Origin of the sequence: Desertivirga xinjiangensis (assembly GCF_024436435.1) — a bacterium.
Taxonomy (GTDB): Bacteria; Bacteroidota; Bacteroidia; order Sphingobacteriales; family Sphingobacteriaceae; genus Desertivirga; species Desertivirga xinjiangensis.
Window position 1 is genome coordinate 624,498 of record NZ_JAFMZP010000004.1, and the last position, 14,703, is coordinate 639,200.

The window sequence follows — 14,703 nt, forward strand, 5'->3', positions numbered from 1 at the left end:
GTGGATGGATAAAATACAACCGCTTGTTGTTGAGGATGCTTTAAATAAACATAATCTTGTGCTTTTGATAGGTATTCGCTGAAACATATTGTAGATGCGGTAAACCTGGATCTCATTACATTGATAGCCCAATAAACTAACATATTAACCTTTAATTATGAACATGAAAAACCGAATCAATTTTGGAAACAAATTCCTTTCTTTCACCTTAAAAGTGCTGCCACTTGTTTGTTTGATGATAATGTTGCAAAGTGCTTCGTCTTTCGCTGCACTATATGCGCGAATCAAGTATGTTAACAATGGAACCCTCGATTATGCAACATGGTCATATCATGACAGAGGGCAATGGAGTGATATATATGTTGAAATATTTGAAGATATTGAATGTACCATACCAGCTTATTCCGAAGAGAATCAGACTGTGATAATTCGGCCCAAAAGCTCAAATTATCAAAATATTTACAATTGGAATTCAGGATATAGTAGTGACTTTTCGATAGAAATACCGGCCAATTCTCAGAGCGTACAAATAGAATATGCGATGAACACCTGGTTTGATCACCAGGATTTTTATCAAAGTAATCAATCGTACTCTGGTTATCAATGGTATGAGATACTTTCTTTTACAGGAGATGGTATTGCTGGTTCTGAAAATCAGCCAACTTACTGGGTCTATTAAACACAAGCGGAGTCAGGCCAGGGCTATGGCATAACTCCGCTCCGTTAAAATCAATGCTGGCGATTTTTACTGGTTACATTCCGTAATGGTAAGATCCTAATGGTCCGGCTTTTCGGTATCAATATAATCTCTTCATTTGAAATTTATCGGATTCTCCTTTACTGCGGCTTGGAAAAAAGCTGAGCTGAACATTATTACGCGTAACTCAGACTAATCTAATTATAAACTAAAAATCAAAACATGAAAACAATCAATTTGCTAAAGCTTAAGCATTACGCAATGGCATGTGCCGTTTTTGTACTATGTTCTTGTAAAGAAAGTAATGAGAAAAGCGAAAGTGTCCTGGTGCTTGGACAAGTTAAAGATGTTGGAATAACGTCCGCCGTCGAAACGAATACATCTACTCATAAGGAAACAGGTTTTGAGGATGGTAATCTCTCGCCCTTTACTGTATGTACTACTCAGAATCCCAACTACGGACAGGCATTCACAAAAGATGGGGTAAAGTGTATGAAGTTTTACTGGACGCAAACGGGCTTTGACGGTACCCGAATGGACAAAGGAGCAGAAGCGTGCAGTGACCTTAATTTTTATAAAGAAGGCTGGTATGGGTTTCATTTTTATCTTTCTTCGCCCGGTTTTCCAACTAATAAGGAAACTGCCATCGCCCAGATCTTTGCCGAAAATGGATGCAGCTCGTGGGCTGCAATGCTGATTGTAAGGAATAATGCCCTATATCTTCAAAGAAGAAGTGCCTGCGTTAATCCAACGGAAGTGTTAATAGCCAGTGATATTCAGCGTAATGCCTGGAAACCTGTGATCATTCATTTCAAAGCTTCTAAAACCGGTACAGGTTTATTACAGGTCTGGTATGCAGGTGCCGGCAAGTCTTCACCAACTTATAGCGCAACTAACATCAATTTCGCCTGGGGAGTTTGGAACGGAGACTCTCTCGATTCATCAGTAGCCGATAATATGATCAAATTGAAATTTGGAATGTATTGTTACGACAACGCCAACTACACTACAAATGAAACACGTGTAGTGTATTTCGATAACGTAGGTCAGCTGGTTGGTAATCCAACGAATGCCTGGGAGACTGTGAATCCTAATCAATAGTATTAAAAACTTTAGATGAAATAGTACTTTCAAAGAAAGATTCAGATTTGTTGGTAAGTGCATTCTAATCTGTTTAGCTTCTGAGGCAGTTTGTTGTCGGCTACTAAAAGCCTCCATATTAATAGCCCCTGACTTAACTGTATAAGCAATTAAGTCAGGGGTTCTTTATTTCAATCGATTATTTAACAGTTTTGTAAGAAATTCTTGAAGTAAGAATTCATCTTTTCAAAGAATATTGAGGTACGTTAAGTATTCGGAAAAAAATAAAAAATTCTTCTAAACCGATTTAGTTTTTGTAGTTTTGACTTACAATAAGCCTAAGTCGTTTACCAAACTAATTAAAGCCCATTAAAATGAAAAACTTTGTATTTCTAAAAAGGAAGTCCTGTCTCCTGGTTTTTCTGTTTAGCTGTTCGTGTCTGATCACTTATGCACAGCAGACAGTCACCGGAAAAGTAGTTGATGCTGCTACAAATGAAAGCATTATTGGGGCATCTGTAAAAGTAAAAAACGGTTCATCCGGTGCTTCCACTGACGTAAATGGGGTGTTTACGCTAAGCGCCCAATCGGGCGCTCAACTGGAAGTCAGTTATATTGGCTATGCCAGTGTCACTGTTACAGCAGATGTAACCAAGCCAATGGTCGTAAGACTTGATGTAAACAACAAGCAACTTCAGGAAGTTGTGGTAGTGGGTTACGGTACTCAGAAAAAAGAGACCCTTACAGGCGCCGTTACACAGGTGGGCGAGGAGGTTTTTGAAAATAAAACATTCGCGAATCCTGCACTTTCCCTTCAGGGAGAGGTGCCAGGGCTTGTTATTACAAGAAGTAGTTCACGAGCTGGAAACGAAGGTTTAAATATTCGTTTACGTGGTGAATCTTCCGTAACAGGTGTGGATCCTTTGATCATTATTGATGGTGTTCCCGTAATTGGCACCTGGGAATTAAACCAGATTAATCCGGACGACATTGCGACAGTGAGCGTTTTGAAAGACGCTTCTGCAGCCATATATGGCGCAAGAGCTGCCGGCGGTGTAATCCTGGTGACTACCAAGAGAGGGAAGGGGGGTAAGTTACAGGTAAACTATAACAATAACCTTAGCCTGAATACAATTGGTATAACAGTTCCCTATGCGACGATGTCGGAATGGGCCCAGCTATACTTAGAAACATCTACACAAGATAAGGTTGATGTAAATGGAAATGTGGTAGAATGGTTTCCTCAATGGGGAAAAGATAATATCACAAGAATGGCTAATGGCGAATCATTTGAATTCACCAATCCTTCCAATGGCAATATAAGTAAATACGAAAATAACAATTGGTTTGACCAGCTATACGGACCTTCATATTCTCAGAAGCATAATATAAGCTTACGAGGTTCTTCTGAAGATGCAGCTTATAACGTTTCATTTGGATTTGCGGATAATAAATCTTTGCTGAAAACTGCCTACGACGGAGAAAAGAAATATAATGCCCGTTTAAATTATGATTATAATATAACCAGTAAGATAAAGTTGCAAACTGGTTTGTCCTACGATGACAGAACGGTAAGCAATCCGAAGAATGGCATAGGTGCAGGCTTTTTTGATGCACCGGTATTTCCTACTTATAACGCCAACGGTGATTTTTACGATGATTACGGCTACAGAAACCCTGTTGCTTCCACGCAAAGAGGGGGAAGAGTAAATAATAAGGAGGAGATTTTCAGGGTCAATACCCGCTTATCTGCAGAGCTTTTTAAAGATTTTTCCCTGAGTGGAACGGCTGCTATAACAAGACGTAACGGATGGAAAAGTTCCTACAATCAAACATATAATCTCTACAACTGGAAAGGAGATAGGTTGACTTCTACCCAGTATCCGAATCCGGAAGTGATAGAGAATATTTATAATACCTTTTATCAGAATTACGGACTTTTCGTAGATTATAAAAAGACAGTTGCTAAATTTCACAATTTCTCTGTTACCGGTGGTGTTACAGGCGAGTTAAACGAGAATAAAGAGGTTGAAGCCAAAAGGACTAAGCTGGAGTTTGAAGGCTTATATGATTTAAATACTGCCAATCCGGTTACTCAAACTAATAAAGGCGGATCTAATCATTGGGGTTTGCTATCCTATATCAGTCGTCTTAATTACGATTATAAAGGAAAATATCTTCTTGAGTTAATAGGACGCCGGGATGGATCTTCTAAGTTTGCCGCAGATCAGAGATGGTCAAACTTTGCCGGGATAACTGCTGGATGGAGAATATCAGAAGAAAGTTTTCTGAAAAACTTAGGGATCTTCAACGACTTGAAGATAAGAGGAGGTTACGGTGAAACAGGCGGACAAGCTAATATTGGTAACTATGATTATATATCGAATGTTACCACAACAGGAACAGCAATTTTTGGGACTACTCCGGCTTACCAGGGAACGGCTTACCTTGCAGGAACCACCAGCAGGACCAGAACCTGGGAGCGTATTGCCAATTCGAACATCGGTTTAGACTTTGCTGTTCTAAGGAACAGACTTTCCGGAAGCTTTGACCTGTTTCAAAAGAAAAATATCGGAATGTTAATTGACGTTACCTACCCACAGGTTTACGGTGCCACCGCTCCAAAGTCGAATAGTGGCGAGTTGACTGTAAAAGGTTGGGAGCTGTTGTTAAACTGGAGAGATAGGATCAATACGGTAACGTATAACATAGGTTTTAACATTGGTGACAATAAAAGTGATCTGACTTCTATGGTAGGGAGAGATAGCTGGACAGCCGGGAAGGTTGCTTTGCGAGAAGGTTATCCTCTGAATTCATTGTTTGTATATAAAACAGATGGCTTATTTAAAGATCAGGCCGATGTGGATGCTTACTATGCGCAATACACCTCTGTTAAAGCTGGTAACCTTGGCAGAATGGTTGGCGATACGAAGGTTCTACGCCCGGGTGACGCCAAAGTAGTAGATCTTGATGGCAACGGATATATTGATCCGGTAGGAGATGGCAGCCTGGGGCAAGGAGATGTTTATTATTATGGAGATGCTAATCCTCACTATACATTTGGCTTGAATCTGGGTGCACAATGGAAAAATTTTGATCTTTCAACTTTCTTCCAGGGAGTTGGGCAGCAATATGTTTTGAGGGGAGGCAATGCAAGAGCCCCCTTTTTCAGAAACTATCTTAATGTTAATGCTTCGTATATAGGAACGACCTGGACGCCTGAAAATATGAATGCGGAGAATCCCAGATTGTCTTTCGACACTGACAGGAATAACTGGAACTGGCAATTTAATGATATAAATGTTCAGAATCTAAGTTATGTGCGCTTAAAAACCCTGGTGCTGGGATATACATTACCTCAAAACATTAGCAGGAAATTAAAGTCAAACAGGATAAGGTTCTATTTCTCCGGAACCGATCTGTTTGAGTTCAGTACGATCAATGACGGCTTCGATCCCGAACAAGGTGAAAGTGCAGACAGTACTTATCCATTTCAAAGGACCTACTCTGTAGGTTTAGATTTTACATTTTAAGCAGTATTTAAAATGACGACTATGAAAAAGCAGCTATTTCAGCTATTAATGATTGCCGGAATTTTATCGGTGAGTTCATGCAAGAAGTTTCTCGAGTTGGACCCTTTAGACGCTCCAACAGAAGCCATTTATTTCAAAACCCCTGAGCAGTTTAAAGCCGCTGCAAACGATTTTTATAATAAAATGATCGGGTTTAAAAAGATCGATGACAGTAACATATACGACTGGATGGATCCCGGAAGTGACCTTACAGCCATTCCTTCCAGCTATGGCAGGGGGGCAATGAGTGCAAGTTCAACCGATATTTACTGGAGAAACCCGTATAAATATATCCGTTCAAATAACGTCCTTATCGAGAAAGGAGAAGAATACCAGGGAGATAAAGCCGGAATTAAGCAATACGTTGCTGCGGCTCATTTCTTCAGGGCCTGGCATTATTTCTTTTTGTTAAAACGCTTTGGAGGGGTGCCAATCGTTACAACTGTTACCGATGTAAATGACGAAGTGTTATATGGCCCCAGAAATACCAGGTATGAAGTAGTTGATCAGATTATTAGAGATCTGGATATTGCTATCGATGGTTTACCGCTTGAGGGAAATATTGCTGTTGCTGATAAAGGGCAGTTAAGTTTAGAGGCAGCAAAATCTTTTAAAGCAAGAGTATTATTGTACGAAGCAACATGGGAGAAATATGTCGGAGAAAGTACAGACTGGGCACCTGGTCAGAAGAAAGCTGATAATGTAACAGCTTACTTAACAGAGGCTGCAGCTTTAGCTGAAAGTGTAATGAGTAGCCCCAGCTTTCAGTTGTTTAATGGCGTAGATGAATTAAGTTACTATTATTTATTTGTACTAGAAGATGCAAAATCTAATCCCAGGGGCTTAACTAAAGCAGCTAATAGAGAATTTATTCTGAAAAGTTTATATGACAAGAACTTAAACAGAGCTGCTGTCAATTTAAGTCATACATTGGGAGGACCCGCAAGTCCATTGGCCCCAAATCGTAAGATGATGGATATGTATTTGGCAAAAGACGGATTGCCTTACAGATATTCTTCTTTCTACAATGGGTATAATGAGATGACGGATGAATTTGAAAACAGAGATAATCGTCTGATCTCACTGGTGAAAAAGCCCGGACAAAAGTACTGGGGCTGGGGAGCTGGCGTAAACGGTGGAGGTGCCGATTATACAAAGGCCAACTATACCACTCTGGCAAACTGGCCGGCCAATATTCCAACCTACTATCCGGACCTGTCAACCAACTCAACGCATAGTGGATATGTCAATAGGAAATGGGTCAGCGAGAATCCGGGTACAGAAACAGAGTATGAATCTTACGATTATCCACAGATCCGTTTAGCAGAAGTTTACTTGATCTATGCAGAAGCGAAATGCGAGCTGGGTAATGGAAATATTTCGGATGAAGATTTAAATATCTCCATTAATAAAATAAGGACAAGGGCTGGCGTAGCGAATCTATCTGCTTCCCTGCTTATCACAGCAAACGCAGCGAACCCCGGAAAAACACCGCTTACACTTCTTGGCGAGATAAGAAGAGAACGAGCTTTGGAGCTTTATGGAGAAAATTCACGCTTCGATGATTTGAAGCGTTGGGGTATAGCTGAACAAGAATTAAACCAGGACATATTGGGAATTCCTGTTAAGAATCCGGATGGCAGTCCAACAGAAGTGGCTACGTTTAAGGTATCAGGAGTAAATATTTATAATCCTGCTATATACGCTTATGGAGTTGATGTTCCAACCGGCGCTTTGATTTTAGATCCGGCAGCTTCGAGGAACTTCACACGAAAACACTATTTGTATCCAATTCCATCCGCCGAGCGGCAATTAAATCCAGGGCTAGATCAAAACCCTGAATGGTAAGAATATTATTGTGATTTCGCAACGTCAAATAAATAATGCCAGCTTTAGTCTGGCATTATTCTAATTCAGTGATGATTGGTCTTAAGGTTCAGCGCCGACCTCTATCTTGATTATACGCTTTGAATGAGCGATGGCAATATTTTAAGTCAGACGTACAATTGTTGACAAATCTTAAAAGATATGATCGGAATCTTTGAAAAATAGCAAAATTCACCTCTTTTTTACTAAACCGATTTAGTTTTTTATATTTGAATGGTTGTTATAATCTTTAGCTGAGTGCCAGGCAGTCATTCTTAATGAGAAATATGTATCGATTATCTAAAAATATTGCTGTAGTATTAGTTGCCGCGGGTTTGCTTTGTTCCTGTTCGGTTAAACGCCTGAATGTAGATAAGAACATAGCTTATTGCAAAAAACAAGCTTTCAGAACTTTGGCTGATGTTCCTGGAGATCTACCCAATATCCCAAGAAATATAAAAGACGAAGCAGGTAACTGGCGTTATGTCAATTATAAAGATTGGACCAGTGGTTTTTGGCCTGGAACTTTATGGTATTTATATGAGGCAACAAAAAATGATTCTTTAAAAAAAGAAGCTGAGAGATTCACTTCGGAACTGTATAACCTTTCTGTTGAACCAGCTTTTGATCACGATTTGGGGTTCCAGGTATTTAATTCTTATGGGCATGGTTACCGGTTAGCCGGAGATGAAGAATATAAGAAGATCGTTTTGCGCACCGCTGATACACTGGCAACTCTGTTTAATCCTAAAGTAGGCACCATTTTATCGTGGCCACGTTCGGTTCCCAATATGGACTGGCCTCAGCATAATACCATTATAGACAATATGATCAACCTGGAACTATTGTTCTGGGCGTCAAAAAACGGAGGCACAAAAGGCCTGTATGATATCGCTGTAAAGCATGCGGAAACCACGATGCTGAACCATTTTCGTAAGGATTACACATCCTATCATGTGGTGGTTTATAATAAAGAAACTGGCAAGAGAATTAAACAGGTTACTCATCAGGGCTATGCCGATGATAGCATGTGGGCCAGAGGGCAGTCATGGGCAATTTATGGGTATACTATGGTTTACCGCGAAACTAGAGACGAAAGGTTTTTAGATTTTGCTCAAAAGGTAAGCGATGTATATCTTGATAGACTGCCTGAAGATCTGATCCCTTATTGGGATTTTAATGCACCCGATATTCCGGATGCTCCTAAAGATGCTTCTGCAGCTGGCGTCGTAGCATCAGGTTTACTGGAACTCTCGACTTTTGTGAAAGACGAAGCTAAAGCAAAACGTTACCGTGAAGTGGCCGAAAAGATGATAAAAAATCTGTCATCGGCAGAATATCAAAGCAGGGAAAAGAATTCGGCTTTTATTACCCATGTTACAGGACATAAACCAAATGGAACGGAGATAGACACGTCCATCAATTACGGCGATTACTATTATATCGAAGCATTGGTTCGTTTGAAGAAATTACAGCAAGCGAAAAGCATTTACGAAAACCTATAGAATGAAAGTATTTACAAGTATTCTTATGCTCATACTGTTCAGCTTTTTCTCAAAAGCTGAAGACCGGTACGAAGTAAAATCTCCTGATGGATTGTTAATATTTAATATCCGGCAGGAATCAAGGAATAGCCAAAAAGCATTTTATTACAGCGTTAACTATAAGGGCAAAGAAGTAATCAAAGAGTCCTTGCTGGACTTACAGTTCGATAATTATTTATCAGAGCGGGCAATGGCCCTCAAGGCTGATACACAAAAAAGATGGTTCGGAAATTTAAAGATTACTGGTGTAAGAACGATTGCAAAAGATACCACCTGGAAACCAGTAGTTGGCGAAAACGCCGCCATAAGAGATCGCTATAATGCACTCAGCATTTCTACTGTAAAAGAAGATAATGCCATGTACTTGATGAATATTGAGGTACGCGTGTATAATGAGGGAGTAGGATTTCGCTTTTTCTTTCCCGAAAATGAAAAAGGAACTTATTACAGGGTGGTCTCGGAAAATACAGAATTTACTCTGCCGGATGGAACGAAGGCATGGCATGCCGAATGGGCGCAGGCTCCTTATCAGCTATTGCCCTTGAAAAACTGGAGGCATGAGAGCGAACGCCCCCTGACACTGGAGTTGCCAAACAATTTGTTTGTCTGCTTAGCAGAAGCCAAAATGGTAGACTACAGTCGTACTAAGTTTAAGCTAAGCGAGGCGAAGCCTAATACTATTGTAACATCTATCCACGACCCTGCAGATCTGATCTCTCCATTTGCAACACCCTGGCGGGTTATCATGGTGGCGGAAAAGGCAAGCAGGCTGATAGAGAATAATGAGATTCTGTTGAATTTAAATGACCCGTCCCGTATTTCGGATGAAAGTTGGATAAAACCTGGTAAGATTATCAGGGTGATGAAACAAACGACCAGAGATGCTTTACAAAACATCGATTTTGCAGCCGAAAGAAAGTTGCAGTATGTTCTCTTTGACTGGAAATGGTATGGACCTGCATTTAGTTTCAGTTCTGATGCGACTAAAGTCGCCATTCCGGACTTTGATCTGCCTAAAATTATCAGCTATGCGAAAGACAAAGGTATTGGTGTATGGCTTTATGTAAATCAACAGGCCTTATTAGCTCAGTCTGATTCGCTGTTCAGCATTTACAAGGATTGGGGAATAAAGGGGGTGAAGTTTGGGTTTGTTGTAAACGGATCGCATCGTTGGACAAACTGGTTGCAAGGCGCTTTTAAAAAAGCTGCCGATAATCAAATGATGGTGAATGTACATGACGATTGGCGGCCAACAGGGGAACAACGTACATGGCCTAATCTCATGACATCAGAAGGTATAAGAGGAAATGAAGAAATGCCGGACGCTACCAGCAATACCGTTCTTCCTTTTACGAGGATGATTGCTGGTGCAGGAGACTATACCATTTGCTATTACGACTCCCGGATCAAAACCTCACATGCACATCAGTTAGCATTGGCAGTGGTCTATTATAGCCCTTTGCAAACTTTGTATTGGTATGATACACCTGATAAATACCAGGGAGAGCCCGAAATAGAATTTTTTGACAAGGTGCCTACTACATGGGACGAAACCAAAGTTCTGGGGGGAAGACCAGGAGAGTACGTCAGTACTGCAAGGAGGAATGGAGAGGACTGGTTTTTGGGAACAATCACGAACAATGAGAAAAGAACTGTAAAGGTATCGCTTGATTTCTTGCCAAAAGGAAAGAAATACACGGCCACCATTTACGCTGATGATCCCTCAGTACAGACCAGAACCAAAGTTGGCGTAACCGAAATGAGTGTTACCAATAAGACAGTACTGGATGTGAAATTAGCTGCCTCTGGAGGGCATGCGATGTGGATAAGACTTAAGGAATAATAGAATATACATAGATGAATAACGAGGAAAGTAACATTGTTGTCGCAGGTGCTGATGTTGGTGGTTCGCATATTACAGTCGCTTTAGTAGGCTTAACAGGCAAATGCTTAATAGAAGATACATCGGTAAGAAAGTATGTAAATAGTAAAGGGGACGCCAAAGAGATTTTAGAAAGCTGGCTGTTTGTTCTTAGGGCCGTTCTAGAAAAAGGGGGTGGTATGATAAATAAGCTTGCTTTTTCTATGCCAGGTCCCTTTGATTATGAGAACGGGATCTCCTATATAAAAGGGCTGGACAAATATGAAGCTATTTACGGCCTTAATGTTAGGGAATATTTAGCTGCTCAGCTGAAGCTGGAGCCTGGAAATATTATTTTTAGAAATGATGCAGAGGCCTTCCTGCATGGCGAGGTTTTTTGCGGGGCCGGCAGAAATATGGGTAAAGTTGTAGGCTTGACCTTAGGAACTGGCTTTGGGTCTGCTATAAGTAATAAAGGAGTAACTCAGGATCTTAACTTGGGGAGTGAACCGTTTAAGGATAGCATAGCTGATGATTACTTTACCACCCGCTGGTTTATTAAAAGATTCCATGAACTTAACGGTATTCAGGTTGATAATGTGAAGGAGATGGTGGATCTGATAGAATACGATGGCTTGAATAGCAGCATATTTGACGAGTACTGCAACAACCTGGCTCTTTTTATGGTGCCATTTTTACTCAAGGAACAACCTGAGGCAATCATCCTTGGAGGGAACATTGCAAAGGCTAGCCATCTGTTTTTAGATAAATTAAAAAGCTGTCTGCGAAACTTTGATCTGGAACCTGTATTTAAGATAGCAGAATTAAACGAGGATGCTGCCTTAATTGGTGCGGCAGCTTCTTTTGAGCCCGTTTTATTATAATGTCATTATAACTGTAATTATTTTACGAAATAGAATGGACCACACAGCAAAGTTCACCGAAAGAAAGTTTATCCTTACCTTAATATTCGTTGTTTCTTTATTCGCATTATGGGGATTGGCATTATCCATGAGTGATGTCTTAAACAAGCATTTTCAAAATGTATTAAATATTTCTAAATCCCAATCAGGGCTCATACAATTTTCTGTTTTTGGCGCTTACTTCATTATGAGTATTCCTGCCGGGATGTTTATGAAAAAATTTGGCTATAAAAGTGGAGTACTGCTGGGACTCAGCTTGTTTGCAGCGGGTACATTCTTATTTGTACCGGCAGCTAATACAGAATCATTCGGCTTTTTCAGGATCGCCTTATTCATCTTAGGCTGTGGGATGGCTACCCTCGAAACAGTAGCCCATCCTTTTGTGGCTTCTTTGGGTGATCAGAGAACATCGGATCAAAGGATAAACTTTGCACAATCTTTTAATGCTGTTGGATCCATTATTGGCCCATTATTAGGTTCGTATTTTTTATTAAGAGCAACGCACGGCGGTGCTGATAATAACCTTGATTCTGTAAAGGATCTTTATCTGTGTATCGGTCTGTTTATTGTTGTATTGGCGGTTTCTTTTTCATTTGTTAAAGTCCCGGCATTGATTGACCCCCATGTGGCGCCTACTACAGAAAATCTGGAAGCTGTAAATATTGACGCTGCCCCCGGTAAAAAGCTTTTCGCACATAAGCATTTCGCCTGGGCTGTAGTATCACAGTTTTTCAATGTAGCAGCGCAGGCTGGAACCTGGGCATACTTCATCAATTATGGTGTGGACGTTATGGGTTTTACAGATTCGAAAGCTGCAAATTATCTGGTGCTTTTCATGGTATTCATGATGATTGGGCGGTTTACAGGGACGTTTTTAATGAAATTTATCGCGCCAAATAGGTTACTGGCCATTTTTGCATTAGGCAGTATAATGTCTTGTATTTTTGTTGCCCAGGGCTTAGGATGGTTTTCTTATATTGCACTACTCATGATCAACTTCTTCTTTAGTATCATGTTCCCTACCATTTTTAGTTTAGGATTGAAGAACCTGGGGCACCATACCCAACAAGCTTCTTCATTTATATCTATGGGAGTAGTTGGAGGTGCATTTTTTCCATTGATCATGGGATCTGTTGCCAATCACGATGTTGCTCAGGCATATTATTTACCCATTGTTTGCTACGTAGTGATTTTCCTGTTTGGTGCTAAATTTTATAAAGTGAAGAGGTAAGCGAAGGTTTAATTAACTATTGTCTGAGCATGTGCAAAATGAAGTTACCTGTTTTTCTAACCTTCCTGGTATTGTTGAAGGTTTCAGGAGTAAAGGCTCAAAAGAATAAATACGATTTCTCGCTGCTAGACAAAAAGATACAGGGCTGGGTCGATTCAGGTTATTACAATGGAACATCCGTTATAGTCGCCCACGACAATAGGATCGTCCATGAAAAATATTATGGCTCATATCAGCCGGAAACGGTAGCCTACATAGCATCTGCCGGTAAATGGCTGGCTGCTGCAGCTATAGCTGCGGTAGTGGACGAAGGGAAGTTATCCTGGGATGATAAAGTAAACAAATGGTTACCCGAGTTTGCGGACAGCAAGGGAGAAGCAACCTTACGACAACTTTTTTCACATACTGCAGGGTACCCGGATTATCAACCCAAAGGAGAGAGGCCGGATAACTACCAGTCTTTGGAAGAATCAGTAAAACATATAGTCCGCTTACCGGCCGACACAGTTCCGGGTACGAAATTTAAATACGGCGGTTTGGCCATGCAGGTGGCAGGCCGGATGGCGGAACTGGCAACCGGCAGGAAATGGGATGAATTATTCCATGAAAAGATAGCAAAGCCTTTAGAAATGAGGCATACTGCTTTTACTCCGGTTGATGAAACGCCCGGTCATAATCCCATGCTTGGTGGCGGGGCTAGAACGAGTTTGAAAGACTATTTCAATTTCCTGCAAATGTTTGCCAATAATGGTGTTTTTAAAGGGAAGAAAGTGCTTTCCCGGCGAGCCATTAATGAAATCTCTTCCAATCAGGTGTTAGATGCAAAGATCAATGCGAAGGAATTCCCCGAAGCGGTGAGGGCATCCTATCATCATGGGATATACGGTTTGGGAATGTGGCTGGAAGAAACAGATCAGGCTGGAAATGCGCTCTTGCTAAGTAGTCCAAGCTGGGCAGGTGCTTATCCATGGATAGATAGAACAACTAATAGCTACGGTTTTCTGTTAGCTAGAATCAAAGAAAATAAGAATGGTTTTAATGCATTTTATGCTAGTCCGGTATTGCCGTACCTGGTTAGAGATATCTTAGGTAAGAGTGGACGTAAAAATGTAAAAACAGGCTACGTAGAGGTTGAGAAAGATACCAGGTTATATTATGAAATAAGCGGTAAAGGGGAGCCCTTAATATTACTGCATGGTCATTCCTTCGACCATCAAATGTGGGATCCGCAGATTGAAGCTCTGGCTTCGAAATATCAGGTCATTCGGTACGATTTGCGGGGATACGGGCGCTCGGCTATGCCAAAAGAAGGCAAAGAATTTTTACATGCGGAGGATCTGCGAAAATTGATGGATGCCTTAAAAATAAAAAAAGCACATATTGTCGGACTGTCCTTAGGTGGCTTTGTCGGTACCGATTTTGTGGCACTTTACCAGGACAGAATTCTTTCTGCAACAATGGCTAGCGGCGATATTTTTGAGGTGCCCGGTCCAGACGAGCCCTGGACGGCAGCATCGTTAGCAAAAAGACGTTTAGAAATTAAACAATATCAAAAAGAAGGCATATTCCAGAATAAAAAGAAATGGTATAACGCATTAACCACGCGCAATGGTGAGCCGCTGTATGCTATCAGGAAACCTGTTTGGGAAGCCATTTATAAATGGGACGCCTGGCAGCCACTTCATGTAGAGCCGAGATTGGTTTTGGGCAGAAATGTTAAAGAAAAGCTGAGAAATATAGATGTGCAGGTACCGGTAATGGTCCTAACCGGAGATGCTGACTTAAATCTTAAAAATAAATTACTTGCTTTAATTCCAACAGCTCGCCAGGTAATAATTAAAAATGCGGGGCACATGAGCAATCTGGAGAATCCGGAAGGATTTAATCAAGCCCTGCTACGCTTTCTGAGCGATAAATAATATTTGAACT

Annotated in this window: 9 protein-coding genes; all 9 read left to right on the plus strand. The window is 40.8% G+C overall.

Annotated features, from left to right (window positions below; genetic code table 11):
- Positions 1 to 163 precede the first annotated feature (163 nt).
- Positions 164 to 679 carry a hypothetical protein gene (locus tag J3P37_RS13760; RefSeq protein WP_256011855.1) on the plus strand — a complete coding sequence of 172 codons (516 nt, stop codon included), beginning with the start codon at positions 164 to 166 and terminating at the stop codon, positions 677 to 679.
- 240 nt (positions 680 to 919) lie between these two features.
- Positions 920 to 1,798, plus strand: coding sequence for a heparin lyase I family protein (locus J3P37_RS13765; protein ID WP_256011856.1), 879 nt, complete (start codon positions 920 to 922; stop codon positions 1,796 to 1,798).
- A 353-nt stretch (positions 1,799 to 2,151) separates the two neighbouring features.
- A complete protein-coding gene (locus tag J3P37_RS13770; RefSeq protein ID WP_256011857.1) occupies positions 2,152 to 5,310 on the plus strand; it encodes a SusC/RagA family TonB-linked outer membrane protein in 3,159 nt (1,052 codons plus the stop codon).
- A gap of 21 nt (positions 5,311 to 5,331) precedes the next feature.
- Positions 5,332 to 7,197, plus strand: coding sequence for a RagB/SusD family nutrient uptake outer membrane protein (locus J3P37_RS13775; protein ID WP_256011859.1), 1,866 nt, complete (start codon positions 5,332 to 5,334; stop codon positions 7,195 to 7,197).
- Between the two features lie 305 nt (positions 7,198 to 7,502).
- Positions 7,503 to 8,720 (plus strand): glycoside hydrolase family 88 protein, encoded by a 1,218-nt coding sequence (locus tag J3P37_RS13780; protein ID WP_256011861.1) that lies wholly within the window; start codon positions 7,503 to 7,505, stop codon positions 8,718 to 8,720.
- Between the two features lies 1 nt (position 8,721).
- Positions 8,722 to 10,602, plus strand: coding sequence for a glycoside hydrolase family 97 protein (locus J3P37_RS13785; protein WP_256011862.1), 1,881 nt, complete (start codon positions 8,722 to 8,724; stop codon positions 10,600 to 10,602).
- Positions 10,603 to 10,616: 14 nt separating this feature from the next.
- On the plus strand, positions 10,617 to 11,504 hold the full coding sequence (locus J3P37_RS13790; RefSeq protein ID WP_256011863.1) for an ROK family protein: 888 nt from the start codon (positions 10,617 to 10,619) through the stop codon (positions 11,502 to 11,504).
- 34 nt (positions 11,505 to 11,538) lie between these two features.
- On the plus strand, positions 11,539 to 12,774 hold the full coding sequence (gene fucP, locus J3P37_RS13795) for an L-fucose:H+ symporter permease (protein ID WP_256011864.1): 1,236 nt from the start codon (positions 11,539 to 11,541) through the stop codon (positions 12,772 to 12,774).
- 38 nt (positions 12,775 to 12,812) lie between these two features.
- Positions 12,813 to 14,693, plus strand: coding sequence for an alpha/beta fold hydrolase (locus tag J3P37_RS13800; protein WP_256011865.1), 1,881 nt, complete (start codon positions 12,813 to 12,815; stop codon positions 14,691 to 14,693).
- Positions 14,694 to 14,703 lie beyond the last annotated feature (10 nt).

Excerpts from the sequence above, each read along its gene's own strand:
- J3P37_RS13760 (WP_256011855.1), top strand. The coding sequence starts at position 164 with ATGAAAAACCGAATCAATTTTGGAAACAAATTCCTTTCTTTCACCTTA.
- J3P37_RS13765 (WP_256011856.1), top strand. The coding sequence starts at position 920 with ATGAAAACAATCAATTTGCTAAAGCTTAAGCATTACGCAATGGCATGT.
- J3P37_RS13770 (WP_256011857.1), top strand. The coding sequence starts at position 2,152 with ATGAAAAACTTTGTATTTCTAAAAAGGAAGTCCTGTCTCCTGGTTTTT.
- J3P37_RS13775 (WP_256011859.1), top strand. The coding sequence starts at position 5,332 with ATGAAAAAGCAGCTATTTCAGCTATTAATGATTGCCGGAATTTTATCG.
- J3P37_RS13780 (WP_256011861.1), top strand. The coding sequence starts at position 7,503 with ATGTATCGATTATCTAAAAATATTGCTGTAGTATTAGTTGCCGCGGGT.
- J3P37_RS13785 (WP_256011862.1), top strand. The coding sequence starts at position 8,722 with ATGAAAGTATTTACAAGTATTCTTATGCTCATACTGTTCAGCTTTTTC.
- J3P37_RS13790 (WP_256011863.1), top strand. The coding sequence starts at position 10,617 with ATGAATAACGAGGAAAGTAACATTGTTGTCGCAGGTGCTGATGTTGGT.
- fucP (WP_256011864.1), top strand. The coding sequence starts at position 11,539 with ATGGACCACACAGCAAAGTTCACCGAAAGAAAGTTTATCCTTACCTTA.
- J3P37_RS13800 (WP_256011865.1), top strand. The coding sequence starts at position 12,813 with ATGAAGTTACCTGTTTTTCTAACCTTCCTGGTATTGTTGAAGGTTTCA.